The sequence below is a fragment of the Pseudomonas shirazensis genome, assembly GCF_014268785.2.
GTDB classification, from domain to species: Bacteria; Pseudomonadota; Gammaproteobacteria; order Pseudomonadales; family Pseudomonadaceae; genus Aquipseudomonas; species Aquipseudomonas shirazensis.
Window position 1 is genome coordinate 1,438,155 of sequence record NZ_JABWRD020000001.1, and the last position, 14,612, is coordinate 1,452,766.

At 59.5% G+C, this 14,612-nt stretch carries 13 protein-coding genes; 3 read left to right on the plus strand and 10 right to left on the minus strand.

What is annotated here, in order from left to right; genetic code table 11:
- Positions 1–22: 22 nt before the first annotated feature.
- The 3 genes from HU736_RS06245 to HU736_RS06255 form a co-directional block, all read right to left on the minus strand.
- Positions 23–1,276 (minus strand): OprD family porin, encoded by a 1,254-nt coding sequence (locus tag HU736_RS06245; protein ID WP_186700888.1) that lies wholly within the window; start codon positions 1,274–1,276, stop codon positions 23–25.
- Positions 1,277–1,343: 67 nt separating this feature from the next.
- Positions 1,344–2,648, minus strand: coding sequence for a CitMHS family transporter (locus tag HU736_RS06250; RefSeq protein ID WP_103437646.1), 1,305 nt, complete (start codon positions 2,646–2,648; stop codon positions 1,344–1,346).
- A gap of 125 nt (positions 2,649–2,773) precedes the next feature.
- A complete protein-coding gene (locus HU736_RS06255) occupies positions 2,774–3,847 on the minus strand; it encodes a 4-oxalomesaconate tautomerase (protein WP_186700886.1) in 1,074 nt (357 codons plus the stop codon).
- Positions 3,848–3,994: 147 nt separating this feature from the next.
- On the opposite strand from HU736_RS06255, the gene HU736_RS06260 reads away from it, so the two are divergent.
- Complete coding sequence (locus HU736_RS06260) at positions 3,995–4,888, plus strand: LysR family transcriptional regulator (RefSeq protein WP_101320065.1); 894 nt, start codon at positions 3,995–3,997, stop codon at positions 4,886–4,888.
- Between the two features lie 41 nt (positions 4,889–4,929).
- Here HU736_RS06260 and tcuB read toward each other — a convergent pair whose 3' ends face one another.
- The 3 genes from tcuB to HU736_RS06275 all read right to left on the minus strand — a co-directional run bounded on the left by tcuB (position 4,930) and on the right by HU736_RS06275 (position 8,597).
- Positions 4,930–6,111 carry a tricarballylate utilization 4Fe-4S protein TcuB gene (gene tcuB, locus HU736_RS06265; protein ID WP_186700884.1) on the minus strand — a complete coding sequence of 394 codons (1,182 nt, stop codon included), beginning with the start codon at positions 6,109–6,111 and terminating at the stop codon, positions 4,930–4,932.
- Positions 6,092–7,546, minus strand: a complete 1,455-nt coding sequence (gene tcuA / locus HU736_RS06270) for an FAD-dependent tricarballylate dehydrogenase TcuA (RefSeq protein WP_186700877.1) — start codon at positions 7,544–7,546, stop codon at positions 6,092–6,094. The genes tcuB and tcuA overlap by 20 nt, the downstream gene beginning before the upstream one ends.
- 124 nt (positions 7,547–7,670) lie before the next feature.
- Positions 7,671–8,597, minus strand: coding sequence for a LysR family transcriptional regulator (locus HU736_RS06275; RefSeq protein ID WP_186700875.1), 927 nt, complete (start codon positions 8,595–8,597; stop codon positions 7,671–7,673).
- A gap of 170 nt (positions 8,598–8,767) precedes the next feature.
- Here HU736_RS06275 and HU736_RS06280 point away from each other — a divergent pair, with 170 nt between their 5' ends.
- Positions 8,768–9,316 carry a lipocalin family protein gene (locus HU736_RS06280; RefSeq protein ID WP_186700873.1) on the plus strand — a complete coding sequence of 183 codons (549 nt, stop codon included), beginning with the start codon at positions 8,768–8,770 and terminating at the stop codon, positions 9,314–9,316.
- A gap of 709 nt (positions 9,317–10,025) precedes the next feature.
- On the opposite strand, the gene HU736_RS06285 is transcribed toward HU736_RS06280, so the two are convergent.
- The 4 genes from HU736_RS06285 to HU736_RS06300 form a co-directional block, all read right to left on the minus strand.
- On the minus strand, positions 10,026–10,256 hold the full coding sequence (locus HU736_RS06285) for a hypothetical protein (RefSeq protein ID WP_186700872.1): 231 nt from the start codon (positions 10,254–10,256) through the stop codon (positions 10,026–10,028).
- Positions 10,257–10,954: 698 nt separating this feature from the next.
- Positions 10,955–11,314: a hypothetical protein gene (locus HU736_RS06290; protein ID WP_146047346.1), complete on the minus strand. Its 360-nt coding sequence runs from the start codon at positions 11,312–11,314 to the stop codon at positions 10,955–10,957.
- 343 nt (positions 11,315–11,657) lie between these two features.
- The gene (locus HU736_RS06295) at positions 11,658–12,068 is read right to left on the minus strand and encodes a hypothetical protein (protein WP_186700871.1); all 411 of its coding nucleotides are present in this window, start codon (positions 12,066–12,068) and stop codon (positions 11,658–11,660) included.
- Positions 12,049–13,431, minus strand: coding sequence for a PAAR domain-containing protein (locus HU736_RS06300; RefSeq protein WP_217862378.1), 1,383 nt, complete (start codon positions 13,429–13,431; stop codon positions 12,049–12,051). The genes HU736_RS06295 and HU736_RS06300 overlap by 20 nt, the downstream gene beginning before the upstream one ends.
- Positions 13,432–13,652: 221 nt before the next feature.
- Between HU736_RS06300 and HU736_RS06305 the strand changes: the two genes are divergently transcribed.
- Positions 13,653–14,609: a ribonuclease Z gene (locus HU736_RS06305; protein WP_103437656.1), complete on the plus strand. Its 957-nt coding sequence runs from the start codon at positions 13,653–13,655 to the stop codon at positions 14,607–14,609.
- Positions 14,610–14,612 lie beyond the last annotated feature (3 nt).

Genomic DNA, 14,612 nt, shown 5'->3' on the forward strand with positions numbered 1-14,612 from the left:
CCCGCCTACCCCTGCCACGCGTTTACCAGAGCGCAACGTCGTAGGTCAGGTACAGCCGATTGCTGTCACGACCGCGGGCGAAGTCAGCGCGATAGACGTAGTTACGTGCCTTGATGCCAAGCCCCTTGAAGGTGCCCGATTGGACCACGTAGGCCAGCTCGATGTCACGTTCCCACTCGCTCAGGCCAGCATCGCCGGAACGGCCATTGTCACCGCTCAGGTAGCGGGTCATGAAGGTCAGGCCTGGCACACCGGCTGCAGCAAAGTTGTAGGCGTAGCTGGCCATCCAGGTCTTTTCTTCTTCCTCGATGAACTTGCCGATGCCGACGTTGCTGAACGAGTACACGGTCGCACCGCTGATGTACGGCAGCCCGGCGTCGCCGTTGAGCACCTGGTAACCGGCACCTACGGTATGGCCGCTGTGGGCGTAGGCCAACTGGCCGCTGAGCATGTCGTTGTCGATCCGGCCGGCGTAGGCCGAACCGCTGTCATGGCTGCTGAAGTAGCGCAGGTCGCTGGTCAACACGCCGCCACCAAGCTTGAGGTCGTGCTGGATACCGGCGAAGTCCTGGCGGTAGAAGTTTTCCAGTTCGCCATGGAAGTAGCTCAGGCGCAGTGTTTTGCTGGCGGCATAGTCAGCACCGGCGTAGCGGAAATCGCCGGTCTCATCGCCGCGATAGCCGTCGACATAGAGCCCGGTGCTGTCGGACGAATCGCGCTGCTTGAAGCGGTCCAGCTGGCCCGCAGTCAGGGTCAGTCCATCGATATCGGTGCTGAGCAGTTGAGTGCCCTGGTAGGTCTGCGGCAACAAGCGTGCATCATTGTGCACCAGCACCGGGGTCTTGGGCAGCAAGGTGCCGTGCTTGACCACGGTATTGGCCAGCTTGGCTTTGGCGGTTACACCAGCGCTGGCGAACTCGTCGGCCGCGCGGCCATCGTCATGCACGGGCAACAGGCCGGTGCCACTGCGGCCGCGACCGGAGTCGAGCTTGACCCCGACCAGCGCCATGGCATCGAGGCCAACGCCGATGGTGCCCTGGGTGAAGCCTGACTGGTAATCCAGCAAAAAGCCCTGCGCCCATTCGGTGCGCTCGCTCTTGGCAGTGGCAGCAGCGCGAGCAGTCATGCCCTGCTCGTCACGGAAGTTTTCGTTGAAGTAGACATTGCGCAGTTGCAGCTTGAGTTTGCTGTCTTCGATGAAACCGCCGGCGACGGCCGCAGGCAGGCAGCCGCAAAACAGGCCGCAGGCGGCCCCACGCAGAAGGAGTGATTGCATGTCAGAGGACTCTTTTATTGTTTTTTGAAGGGCTGCGCGGGCACCGAGCGGTGCCCGTCCAACAAGGTCAGGCGAAGAACGAAATGGCGCCGGTCAGGACTGCCAGGGCGGTGATTACCAGGGAGGTATACACCGCCCATTTAACCGTGGCTTTCTGGAAGTCGCCGATATCGCGGTCAACCATCCCCACCAGCAGCAGGGTCGAAGCCACCAGCGGGCTCATCAGGTGTACCGGTTGGCCAAGTACCGAGGCGCGAGCGATTTCCACCGGGTCGATGCCGTATGCAGCAGCGGCGTTGGCCAGGATCGGCACCACGCCGAAGTAGTAGGCATCGTTGGACAGGACGAAGGTCAGCGGCATGCTGGTGATCGCCACCACCAGCGGGAACCAGTGGCCCCAGGCATCCGGGATCCAGTCAACCAGGGTCTGCGCCAGCGCGTCGACCATCTTCGTACCCGAGAAGATGCCCGCGAAGATACCGGCGGCAAACACCAGCAGGACCACGGTCATGGCATTGCCCGAGTGGGCGAGGATGCGCTCTTTCTGGATGTCCAGCTGCGGGTAGTTGATCATCAGCGCAGCAACGAAACCGATCATGAACAGGATCGCCGCGTGCATCACACCCAGCACCAGCGCAGTCATCACCGCGATCACCAGCACCAGGTTGACGTAGGCCAGGCGCGGACGCTTGTGCGGGGTATCTTCCAGGATCGCCTTGATGTAGCAGTCGCCACCACCGGACTCGAGCTTGATGTTACCAATGCGCTTGCGCTCGCTACGGCCCAGCAGGAACGCGGTGAACACAACCCAGGCGGCGCCGCCGATCATGGTTGGCAGCATCGGGATGAAGTAGTGGGTGGCGTCCAGGCCCAAGGCAGCGATGGCGCGAGTAGCCGGCCCGCCCCATGGGCTCATGCCGCTCATGATGCTCAACGACAGCATCGAGATGGTCGCCAGAATCATCGGGTTCATGCCGATGCGCTTGTACAGCGGCAGCATCGCGGCGCAGGTGATCATGTAGGTGGTGGTGCCGTCACCATCCAGTGCGACCAGCAGCGACAGCAGCGCGGTGCCGATGGCAATTTTCAGCGGGTCGCCATTGACCCTTTTGAGGATCTTGCGGATCAGCGGATCGAACAAGCCCGCATCGATCATCAGGCCAAAGAAGAGAATGGCAAACAGCAACAAGGCTGCCGATGGCGCAACCACTTTCAGGCCGTCGAGCATCATCTTGCCGGTTTCCGGGGCGAAGCCGCCGATCACCGCAAATACGATAGGCACGACCGTCAAGGCTACGATTGGGGATAAGCGTTTGCTCATGATCAGGTAGGTGAACGTCACTACCATGACCAAACCGAGGAGTGCGAGCATGTCTGTATCTCTTGTTTTTATTGTAAATGTGCACGTCTGCCGGGCAGACGGCGCCTGACCCGCTCGACGCCCGGCAAGGCAGCGAGCGATTGTATGTCAATCGTCAAACGAAGCGTTTAAAGCGATCAGCCGGCGAGCCGGCGCACGGACGGCGCGTAGACGTAGCCGGAGAAGAGCCGCCGGGCAGTGCGTACCACCGAGGCTTGAATCGGCTTGCCTGCGGTGCGTTCCAGGGCAATATCGATGCTGCCGCTCGGGTGTTCCAGGCGCACCTGATTAAGGCCATTGGCGCGCTCGCCGAGCATCTGCATGACCACCGTGCCTGGGCTGACGCAGGCCGTCGCCAGGCCGATGGCGCCAGTGATGGCCAAGGCCCGATGGCAGTCGTGCGGCATGAAGTAACGCACCTGCAGGGTGCCGTCGAATTTGGCTGGCGAGATCAGCACGGGTTTGGGGATGACCATACCGGTGACATCGCCCAGGCCCATCGCCGCGCCGGCCTTGATCCGCAGCGCTTCGATCTTTTGCATCAGCGCGCTGTTGCCCTCGAGCTCGGCTGGGCTTTCGCCGCCAGTAACGCCAAGCTTGCTGGCCTCGATGATCATCATCGGCATGGCCATGTCGATGCAGGTCAGCTCGACACCATCGATCACATCGCTGGCCTGACCGGTGGGGAACAGCTTGCCGGTCTTGCTGCCAACGGCATCGAGGAAGGTCAACTGCACCGGCGCTGCGGTACCCGGCACGCCGTCGATCGCAGTGCGGCCCTCGTAGCGGACGATGCCGCCGGGGGTTTCCACCAGCGAGTTGACGAAGGTTCCGGTGTTCAAGTTGCGGATGCGCACCAGGGTCTTGCCTTCGGTGGCCTTGACCAGGCCCTCTTCGATCGCGAATGGGCCGACTGCGCAGAGCATGTTGCCGCAATTAGGTGCAGTATCGACGCGGCGCTGAGCGACCATGACCTGAACGAACAGGTAGTCGACATCGGCATCGGCATGCAGCGAGGGGCTGAGGATCGCCACTTTGCTGGTCTGCGGGCTGCCGCCGCCGATGCCGTCGATTTCCAGCTCATGGCCAGAGCCCATCAGGTTGATCAGCATTTCGTCACGCTCGACCACATTGGTCGGCAAGTCCCAGGCATGGAAAAACGGACCCTTGGAGGTACCGCCGCGCATCAGAACACAAGGAATTCGTTGCATGACTACTGACTCCTGTTGATCAATAGGGGGTATTGATGTGTTGGAAACAAGAGTGACAGGGACCGATAAATCAATCCAATGCAAAGATCGTAGCTATTATTGCGCGTAGCAAATGAATCAAGACGTGAACTGCTGAAGAGAATCGTCATGGAATATGAGCTCCAGGATATAAGATCTTTCGTGAAAATCGCCGAACTGGGCAGCTTTCACGAAGCTGCTGATGTGCTTCATCTGTCTCAACCAGCACTGAGCCGGCGGATCAAGAAGCTAGAAGAAGGCTTGGGTACGCCGTTGCTCGAACGGACTACGCGCCGGGTCAGCCTGACCAGTGTCGGCCGCGACTTCCTGCCCAAGGCCAGACGCCTGCTGGATGACTTCGAGGACTCGATCCTGAGCATCCGCGAACTGGCCGAACGCCAGACCGGCCAGGTGACCCTGGCCTGCATCCCGACGGCAGCGTTCTACTTTTTGCCGTCGGTGATTCGCCTGTACAACGAGCAATACCCGAAGATCCGTATTCGCCTGCTCGATCTCAGCGCCAACGACGGGCTTGAGGCCGTACTGCGCGGTGAAGCCGACTTCGGCATCAACATGATGAGTGGCCAGCACCCGGACATTGAGTTCGTGCCGCTGGTCGAGGAGAAGTTCGTCCTCGCCTGCCGCCGTGACCATGAGCTGGCCAGCCGCGCGTCGGTGACCTGGACGCAGCTGGCCGACTACCGCCTGATCGGCGTAGGCCGCTTGAGCGGCAATCGGATGCTGCTCGACCATGCCTTGTCCGGCCTGAGCTGGCGTCCCAAGTGGTTCTATGAGGTGCAGCACTTGTCGACGTCGCTGGGCATGGTCGAGGCTGGCCTTGGCGTCTCCGCCATGCCCAGCCTGGCCATGCCGGCAGCCGACCACCCTACCCTGGTCAGCGTGCCGCTGAGCGAGCCAGAGGTGACCCGCACCCTCGGCCTGGTCTATCGGCGCGGCGCCTCGCTGTCGCCGGCTGCCGAGAAGTTCGTGGCCATTCTGCTGGAGAAATGGCCGAATAGCTGAGCCGTGCACGGCGACTGGCTTGCGCTGGTACTGAGCGGACGTCATTCGCCCCCCAGTCCGTGCGGATCGGGCTGGCGTTTTTCGATGGCAAACTTGAGCAACGCCGCGCTGCGGAAAATGCCGTGGGCGAACTTGCCGTAGGGCAAGGTGAGGAACAGCGCCATCACGCAGCCCAGGTGCACCGCGAGCAAGATTGCCATCGCTCCGGTGTCGCGCCAGCCGAGCAAGGCCAGGCCAGTCAGGCTGACCAGCAACAACAGCAAGATGAACGCGCGGTCCATCGGCCGCTGGCTGACATCGCCATGCGCTGGGTCGCGGCGCAGGTTGAGCACCAGCAGGCCGACAGGGCCGATGACCAGGCCCACACCGCCGACAGTACCCAGCACTACCGGCCAGCTGAGCAGCGGATAAGGCGCCATTTCACCCAACAGGTAGTGGTAACCGGTGGCGACCACCGTCGCCGCGAAGCAGAGCATGAAACCGTAAAAGGTCAGGTGATGAAAACGCCGGCGCCACAAGGTGTAACGGTCGCTCTCGTTGGTGCAGCCCTGGCCATGGCCACCGTCCAGGTACTTCAGCGTCAGCGCCGCAGTCGAGGCTTCCACCACCGCAGCGTGCTTGCTTGCGGGCGGGCTGTCTGCCGGTGCGACCTCGCACCAGAAGCGTCTGACGGCGATGCTCAAAGCCAGCATGGCTGCGGCAAAGACCACGCCAAACATCAACGCCAGGGTGTTATGCGGGAACACCGCATAGAAATCCCCCGCCAGCCGCCCTGGTAGCAGCGTGCCATTGACCAGCAGCGCCAGCAGCAGGAACAGCGATAACCCGGCTGCCAGTGCACTGGCGAGCAGCGTGCCGTTATGCCGGTAGAGCCGGCCCAAGGCGCTTGGCCAGGCGTAGTCCGAGTAAGTCTGGCCGCGCACGGTGGCCAGCGCCTTCGGCACATTTACGGCAAACTCATGCGGCGCGGCGTACTGGCAGGCATGCAGGCAGGCACCACAGTTGTGACACAGGTTGGCCAGGTAGTGGATGTCGGCCTTGTTGAAGTCCAGCCGCCGGGTCATTGCCGGGAACACCGCGCAAAAGCCCTCGCAATAACGGCAGGCATTACAGATGCGCATCTGCCGGTCGACTTCGCTTTCGTCCACATTCAGCACGGCGATCAGTTCGCCGTGGCCCTTGCTGGGCTCGACCAGCCGCGGTTCAAGCAGTTGCGCAGTCATGGGTAATCTCGCTGGAAGGATGGTGATAGCCGAGCGCTGCCGCCGCCTGGGTGCCGGCAATCCGGCCGAAAGCGGTGCCGATGGACATGCCGACGCCGGCGGTGTAGCCCTTGCCCAACACGTTGCCGGCCATCATTTCACCGGCAACGAACAGGTTCGGGCTGGGCTTGCCGGCAAAGTGCACGGCGGCGGTGTGATCGGTGCGCAGGCCCAGGTAGGTAAAGGTCACGCCGGGGCGCAACGGGTAGCCGTAGAAAGGTGGGGTATCCAGCGGGCGCGCCCAATGGCTCTTGACCGGTTGCACGCCTTGGGTATGGCAGTCATCAAGCCGAGTGTGGTCAAACGTGCCGACCTGGCAGGCCGCGTTGTAGGCCTGCACGGTGGCGACGAATTCGCCTTCGGGCAGGCCGAGCTGCTGTGCCAGTTCGCCGAGGGTATTGGCCTTGGTGCCGGCAAACACCGGCGGCATGAAACGCCCGAGCGCCTTTTGGTCAATGATCGAAAAGCCTACCTGCCCTGGCTGCTGGGCGACCAGACGGCCCCAGATGGCATAGCGCTTGGGCCAGAAATCTTCGCCCTCGTCGTAGAAGCGCTGGCCGCTACGGTTGACCACCACGCCGAGCGATACGCAGTCGATACGGGTGCAGATGCCGCCGTCATACAGCGGAGCACGCGCGTCGATGGCAACCATGTGCGCCTGGGTCGGATCGCCGATGGTGTCAGCGCCCTGCTCCATCAAGCCACGCAGCAGCACGCCGGTATTGAAACGTGTGCCACGGATCAGAAAATTGTCTGCAGTCCACTCGCCACGTTCGTTCTGGCCCCAGGCCTCGCGCAGCCATTCACGATTGGACTCAAAGCCGCCGGCGGCGAGCACACAGGCCCGCGCCTCGATACGTTCGGCGGGCAGGTCGCGACCATCGACGTGCCGTGGGCCGATATGGGCGGCCACAAAACGATCACCGTCAAGCTCGATGTGGCTGACCGGTGCGTTGTAGCGAACGCCTACGCCGAGCTGCTCGGCGCTGCGGAAATAGGCATTGACCAGCGCCTTGCCGCCCCCCATGAAAAAGGCGTTGGTGCGCGCGGTATGCAGGGCACCGGACAACGACGGCTGAAAGTGCACGCCATGGCTGCGCATCCAGTCGCGGCAAGTCGCCGAAGCTCTGATAACCAAGCGCGCCAGCTTTTCATCGGTCATGCCGCCGGTGACCTTGAGCAGGTCCTGCCAGAATTCTTCTTCCGGGTAGCTCTCGACCAGCACATCCTGCGGCGCATCGTGCATGCACCTGAGGTTGCGCGTGTGCTGCGAGTTGCCACCGCGCCATTCACGCGGCGCGGCTTCCAGCAACAGCACGCTGGCACCGGCCTCGCGCGCCATCAGCGCAGCGCAAAGGGCTGCGTTGCCGCCCCCTATGACGAGCACATCAATCATATCGCCTCCTGTTCAGCGAGGAGACGGGCGTTCGGTTGCTCCTCGCGATGGCGGCGACTTTAGAGCGCTGCCCAGGACGGCGAAACGGGCTGTCGGCACATGTGCCTACAGTTTTGCTAAAGGGTCAGGTAGAGAGCATCCGTGCACCGGGCCAACGGCCTTGCTCGACCAGCTCACGCGCCACGTCGAACAGCACGATGCGCGTGGCCAGTGCCGCCGGTGACAGTTCGTCTTCGGCCAGGCTCACCATCACATTGCGCCGCTCGGCGTCGGCATCGCTGATCTCGAACACCTTCAGCCCCGCCTGCAGCGATCGCGCTACCGTGGCGCCTGGCTGAATGGTTGCGGCGTGGCCGGCACACACCGCGTCCATCAACAACGACAGGCCGTCGATCTCCATGACGATGTCAGGCTCATGCCCCACCCGCTCGAAGGCTGAACGCAGCGTCGTGCGCAAACCGTGCTGGGCGCTGGGCAACACCAGCGGCAGGTCCTTGAGCTGTGCCAGGCTAAGGCTATCGCCCCACTCCGCCCGCACCAGCGCCGTTGGCACCAACGCAAACAAGCGCTCTTGCAGCAGCGGTCGCAGGCTCAAACGCGGCCCCACATCGGCCTGGAACAGTACCGCCAGGTCCAGATGGCGCGCGTTGAGCTGGTTGACCAGATAACCCGAAAGCATCTCAACCAGATGCAGGCGCACGTCTGGATAACGCTCGCGCATGCGCGCAATCAGCGGCAGGCCAAGGATCGATGCTGTTGTGGGCGCCAGGCCAACGCTGGCATAGCCGCTCATGCGCCCGCTCTGCGCGGCCAGCACAGCGTGCTCGGCCTGACGCAGTGTCAGCCGGGCATGGTGCTGGAACGCCAACCCGGCCGCGGTCGGCGCCACGCCGGTGCTGGTGCGGGTCAACAGCCGCGTGCACAGCTCACCTTCGAGCTTGGACAGCTGCTGGCTCAACGCCGAAGCGCCAACCCCCAGCTCAAGGGCGGCGCGGCCGAGGCTGCCGTGTTCAAGTACACCGAGGTAGTAGCGTAATTGGCGCAGTTCCATGGAGACCTCGGGCGATGGTGGGCGGCTACCCTATACTCAAAGCTTTGCACAACTCAATGGCTGACTCGACGGTGATGTTGCAACCTGCTGGGCCGCACATCGGCACTTTCCCAGCGCGTTGGGATCGAAGATTGCAGACAAACCATTCGACTGTTTCCAGGAGGTGCCTGATGATCCTACGCAACACTTTGCTGCTGTCATGCCTGGCTTTGGCGCTGGCCGGCTGCGCAAGCTCCAGCGACAACCAGAAACCGCCGGCAACCATGCAGGTCGACCTGCAGCGTTACCAAGGCACCTGGTATGAAGTCGCCCGCCTGCCGATGTTCTTCCAGCGCAACTGCGTGCAGTCAGAAGCGCGATATGGCCTGCGCGCCGACGGCCTGATCGACGTTACCAATCGCTGCCGTGAAGAAGACGGCAAGTGGAACGAAGTCCACGGCACCGCCGAACCACAGGTGCCTGGCAAGACAGACAAGCTCTGGGTCAAGTTCGACAACTGGTTCAGCAAGCTCCTGCCCGGCTTGACCAAGGGCGAGTACTGGGTGCTGTACCACGATCAGGATTACCAGGTTGCCCTGGTCGGCCACCCGAACCGCGAGTATCTGTGGCTGCTGTCGCGCACGCCGACTATCAGCAGTGAAACGCGTGAGAAATTGCTGACTACGGCGAGTGAGCAAGGGTATGACGTGAGTGAGTTGGTGTGGCGTAAGGCGGATTAAGGGAGATGGGCTGGAAGGGGCTGGCTTTCGCGAGCCCTTCCGGCCTATGTACTTATATATTCTCCAACTTTATTATTGCAGCAACTATCGCTATCCAGACACACCCAATAATCGTCAGCCACGTAGACGCCAGCATCATCTTCTTCAACCTGACCGGAAACGCCTGCAACTCTTCAATGCTCAGTAAACCCCTTCGACGGTGCGGACCTGGTAGAAGCAATAGACCGAATATGTTGGAAACAAGCATCCATCGAGAATGCGCACTTGAAAAATCCGTGCAGTTCTTTTGTCGCTCAAGCCACGGACTGCTTTTGATGGCAGACAACGCGACAAAGAAGTCTCGACTGCAGGCAATATAAAAGCTTAACACCAAGCCTGACAGAACAATCAGTATGGGGCACGCCAATATAACGATGCGGAACGCTGGCGACCAACTACTGAATTCAACCACCCAAATACCCCTCACATTCTCCAATCTCAGTAACTCTCTGACACTCTCAGGCTTGCTTGCAATTTCATGAATGCAATTCCCACGCACTTTTACTCACCCAGATGACATTTTCTTAACAAAGTAAAGTAGCATCATCCAAAAAAACCCAACATACAGACACACTGTTGAAATACGTAGGCGCATGCGTAAGTTTCGCGGAATACAATTTAGATCCTCCGCGACAATCCGCCCCCCAAATCAGGAGGCGCTTATACGTTATCAACGCAGAAAACCCTGCAATAAAAAACCATTATCTTTCAAAGTTGAGTTGTCTTTCCTGGCTACAGATGCCAATCGCCTATTGCCGGAGACGATTCGTTCCATATCCTCCAAATCGCGCCCTAAAATCATCAAGAATCGGAGTGCTAGCCCCACACACATTAAGATCATAGGCACGAGGTAGAGCAGCAGCTTCACTTCGGTCGGCCAAGCACTGACCAGAGCGATCATTAATGTATAAGCTCACAGAAGCATTCACCAATGCCCTCGCCTGCTCCACCGCCCTCTGGTCCCGGCTTTCTTGACTCAGGGCCATTCACTCGGCCAACGCTGGCGACCTCACCACTCATAAATGGCCTTAGCAACGTACAGGAGTGCAGCCCATGCAATACCCAAGCAGTAGCACCCACCTCCAACTCGAAGCCGAAGACGTAAGCTGGGAGGTATAGCATGCAAGTCCTCAGGCACTATCTTGCCGCGTCGAATATAGAGATGATGGCAATCCGTCAATGAGGAAAAGTTAGTCACAAAGCACCACTTATCTCGCAACGTGCGAACAGCCCCAGCAATTAAAATCCTCAAGCGCGGATTGGCAGATACTATTTCTCGCATGACGTCAATATCACCACTCATCATGATATAGACCCACATGACCATACCAACACCTATGAAAACAAATGGCATTGCGTAGATGAATACACCGAGCCCGCCCAGCAATCCCTCAAGATAATTGAGCATAATCCGCCCCTAGTACCGCTCGCTCAGAAACTACGTGACATCCGAACATAGCTCACCTGGAGCACTCCGATAATTAAAATAGCGAAGTAGCAACCTTATCGCCCTTCATTCGCACCAATGGAAGTAGATGCGAATGCAACTAACCCAAAGAGGAATGATCATCAGTCTCACTCAGCACCTGGACCAGAACATCACTCATGCAGCTTATAAAGCCCAAGAATACTCAACAACACCAAGATCGCGCCTAACATCATGGCATCCGCTAGGACAACTCGTAACCTTAAGGATCTTGGGAAATTAACATACTCGCTCGCATCAAGCTCACCACGCTTTATATGAATACGTGACATAGCCAAAACTCCGCTAATAGTGCCGAGCAGTATCCATCGGGAGAAAAGTGTTTTTTCACCCCATATCCGTCTTTGCATCTCGAGCCAAACACTGCTCTGAAGAGCTGACATCATGCGATCAAGGTCACGCCCCCAGGCAGTCCAGGCGTTTATTAACATGCCCAAGATCATAACCGTCAGCGGACCGAAGATCATCAACATCTGCCAAACTACCGGCCATGACCGAGGACTCGGGATCATGGCGCAGTCAACTCATAAATAACTGTACCTGCTCCTTCCCCTGCGCCACTTCCAAGCGCCCCCCCTGCCAATGAGCCACCCACGACTAAAGCGACACCGTACGCGATACGCCCACAGGCACCAAAGCTAGATACGCATCCTTGCAAACTTCCAGCGCTTTGTTGGGCCAGGAGTGCTAGCAGTGTCTGACAGATAATACCCCCACCATAGTCGAACAGGACGCATACGCCTACAGGGAGCGGAAGTACTTTCAGCTGGATACGCGAAGCTGCTCTCGTTAACAAAAAAACGACCAAGCGAGCACTTACAACTTACCCATTTTGATGAATGCAGCGACAACAATCATCCCTATAAAACCAACAAACGTAAGCCATACGGACGCCACCATCCTTTTCTTCAGTCCGTTCGGGAACGCCTTTAACCCCTCAACACTTAACATCCCTCTTCTAATCTGTGGCCCTGGCACGATAAGCAATCCGCATACACCGCACACAATGATCCAACGTGATTTCAAGCTCAAGCTCTTCATGTACCGCTTCTGACCTTCAATCCAGGCAGTGCTACTGAGGGCGGCTACGACCACAAAGAACTCACGCGTGCAGGCTATGTAAAAGCTTAACGCCACACCTGACATACCTATCACTACCGGGGTCAACACCACACTGATACGCAGCATAAATGGCCAACTATCGAACTCAATCATAATACTGGCCATACATCATCTCACCTACTTTTTCTCCCGCAATTCCACCTACCATTCCACCTGCCAACGAACCAGCCCCTACGAGGACGAGCCCACACACCGGCACCCCGACACCCGCAGATACAACAGAGAACACACCGCAGACCGCTAAGGCAACGGACGTACCCAAATTCGCGCCTACTGCACCTCCAGCAATTCCTCCCGTAAAATTCCCCACCTCCGTCAATCTGATTTTTTTGCACTCCGCTGTTTCACCAAAACGACATACTTCTTGAACATTTAGGTAAGAAGCCCCACCCCCTATAGCAGTACCGACAGCCCCACCATGCTGTAAATACTTCGCCACTTTCGCGACCTCATCCAAATGCGTGGCATACCCCGGGATCTGCCCCGCCCCACCGGCTTTTGACCAATGATGAACCAGGCTTTTGGTAGATATTTTCAGATCACGGCGAAGACGCTCGTACGGGCCGAGATTCAGACGCTTGTTCAAAAACGCCGCTTTCAACTGTCCATCCAGTTGCCTGAGCAACTTCTGTCGACTAGCAAAAAACTCCGGGCTATTCAGGTGGCCGAACTTGGCGAACTGCTGCTTATGCAACTGATCGACCTCCAGCAAGGTCGCCCGGACCTGCCTCAGGCCTTGCTCCAGCACGTCCTTACCGACACCCATGGACTGACTCGCGCCTGTCAGCAGCCCTGCAATTTCAGCCTGATGCTCCATCATGAATTCGGCTTCGTCGTAGTCGAGCAGCGCCAGCGAGTCGCGGGCCTGCTGTGCGGCGGCCATCAGTTGAGCTTCTTCGCGGGTGCAGGCATCGCCGTTGTCGGGGTCACCGATGACGAAAATCTCGCCGGCCTTGAAGCCGTCCTTGAACGTCGGGTTGAGCATCTGCAGGCGCGAGATCGGCAAGGTGCCGTCCTGCTCAGCCAAGTGCAGCAGCACCTGAGGGAAGGACATGTTGCGCTGGACAATATGAAAGCCTGGCTCATTGATATACGGCCGGCTATCAACGAAATGCACAGGCTGACCAAAGCTCTGCGCGCCTGGGCCGACCACGCGCGAAGATCTTGTCTCCCGCCAGGGCGGGACAAAGTCAGGTGGCGCTACAACTCGGTTCGTACCGGGCGGGCAAGCGCACAGCACCAGCGAACCATCGACCGCTACTTCGCTGCCATCGGAGATAAAGCACGGCGCGCCTTCGGCGACGGTGCCGGGTTCGGCGCACAACGGGCACGCTGTGGTCTTGTCGCCGACACGCAGCACCATGCGGCCATCACAGATGTAGCCATCACCCGTGGCGATGCACACCGCCCCCGTTGTCGTATCATCGCCATCGACAGCTTGACCTTTACCGTCAATTATCACGCGCATCTGCAAACGCCCTGTGCTTGTTGAGCCAGGGAAACTAGCAGCTTCTGACCGGTATTTTTCCCCGCCAAAAGCGAACAGGATGCGTCCTACTACAGTGAGCGAAAAGTCTTACGGCCGGACACTTTTCCTGACAGCCAAAACTCTCAAACCTGCTTTGAGAGTCTTCATCAGTCAGCCAACGCAAGGCTAAAATAGCCCTCCAAACCCAAGAGGATCCTGCAATGGACCTGCAGTTTCTGGGCACCTCGTCAGGGGTACCTACCAAGGCCCGCAACGTCAGCGCGACAGCGGTCATCGAGGCGTCCGGCAAAAGCTGGTATCTGGTCGACTGCGGCGAAGGCACCCAGCATCAGTTGCTGCACACACCGCTGTCGATGCGTGATCTGCGCGGGATATTCATCACTCATGTCCACGGTGACCACTGCTACGGGCTGCCGGGATTGCTCGCCAGCGCGGGAATGTCCGGGCGCAGCGAACCGCTCGAACTGATCATGCCGCTGGCACTGCATGAGTGGCTGCGCCTGAGCCTGGCGGTGAGCCAGACCTATCTGCCCTTCGAGCTGCATCTGCTGGCGGTAGAAACGCTGCAGGACTGGCGCAGCGCGCAGGTTGCGGTGACTACCGTAGAGCTGTCGCACCGGGTGCCGAGCTATGGCTTTGTGTTCACCGAGATCAACCCGGAGCCGCGTCTGGACACCGAGCGCCTGCAAGCCGACGGCATCCCGCGCGGGCCGCTGTGGGGTGATCTGGCCCATGGCCGGCAGGTCGAACATGAAGGTCGTGTGCTCGACACGCTGACTTACCTGAAGGCATCGCGAGCGGCCCGGCGCATCGTCGTCTGCGGCGATAACGACTCACCTGCGCTGCTGGCCGAGGTTGCCAAAGGTGCCGATGTGCTAGTGCATGAAGCCACCTTCACCGAACCCGTGCTGCAACGTTCGCAATCGAACTTCGGCCACAGCACTGCGGCGGCTGTCGCGCAATTTGCCGAGGCTGCAGGTGTACCGAACCTGGTGTTGACTCACTTCAGCGCCCGTTATCAGGACAACCCGCAGCGCAGCCCGTCCATCGATGATGTGCGCCAGGAGGCGCTGGCTCATTACAGCGGGCAACTGACGCTGGCTCGGGACCTGCAGCGTTATCACCTGGGCAAGGATGGCTTGCTCGCAGCGGTGTGAGTT

What these genes read in the sequence shown, in the direction of transcription:
- HU736_RS06250 (WP_103437646.1), bottom strand. Translation starts at nt 2,648, where the DNA reads ATGCTCGCACTCCTCGGTTTGGTCATGGTAGTGACGTTCACCTACCTG.
- HU736_RS06280 (WP_186700873.1), top strand. Translation starts at nt 8,768, where the DNA reads ATGATCCTACGCAACACTTTGCTGCTGTCATGCCTGGCTTTGGCGCTG.
- tcuA (WP_186700877.1), bottom strand. Translation starts at nt 7,546, where the DNA reads ATGATTGATGTGCTCGTCATAGGGGGCGGCAACGCAGCCCTTTGCGCT.
- HU736_RS06245 (WP_186700888.1), bottom strand. Translation starts at nt 1,276, where the DNA reads ATGCAATCACTCCTTCTGCGTGGGGCCGCCTGCGGCCTGTTTTGCGGC.
- HU736_RS06295 (WP_186700871.1), bottom strand. Translation starts at nt 12,068, where the DNA reads ATGGCCAGTATTATGATTGAGTTCGATAGTTGGCCATTTATGCTGCGT.
- HU736_RS06305 (WP_103437656.1), top strand. Translation starts at nt 13,653, where the DNA reads ATGGACCTGCAGTTTCTGGGCACCTCGTCAGGGGTACCTACCAAGGCC.
- tcuB (WP_186700884.1), bottom strand. Translation starts at nt 6,111, where the DNA reads ATGACTGCGCAACTGCTTGAACCGCGGCTGGTCGAGCCCAGCAAGGGC.
- HU736_RS06260 (WP_101320065.1), top strand. Translation starts at nt 3,995, where the DNA reads ATGGAATATGAGCTCCAGGATATAAGATCTTTCGTGAAAATCGCCGAA.
- HU736_RS06255 (WP_186700886.1), bottom strand. Translation starts at nt 3,847, where the DNA reads ATGCAACGAATTCCTTGTGTTCTGATGCGCGGCGGTACCTCCAAGGGT.
- HU736_RS06290 (WP_146047346.1), bottom strand. Translation starts at nt 11,314, where the DNA reads ATGTTGATGATCTTCGGTCCGCTGACGGTTATGATCTTGGGCATGTTA.
- HU736_RS06275 (WP_186700875.1), bottom strand. Translation starts at nt 8,597, where the DNA reads ATGGAACTGCGCCAATTACGCTACTACCTCGGTGTACTTGAACACGGC.
- HU736_RS06285 (WP_186700872.1), bottom strand. Translation starts at nt 10,256, where the DNA reads ATGATCGCTCTGGTCAGTGCTTGGCCGACCGAAGTGAAGCTGCTGCTC.
- HU736_RS06300 (WP_217862378.1), bottom strand. Translation starts at nt 13,431, where the DNA reads ATGCGCGTGATAATTGACGGTAAAGGTCAAGCTGTCGATGGCGATGAT.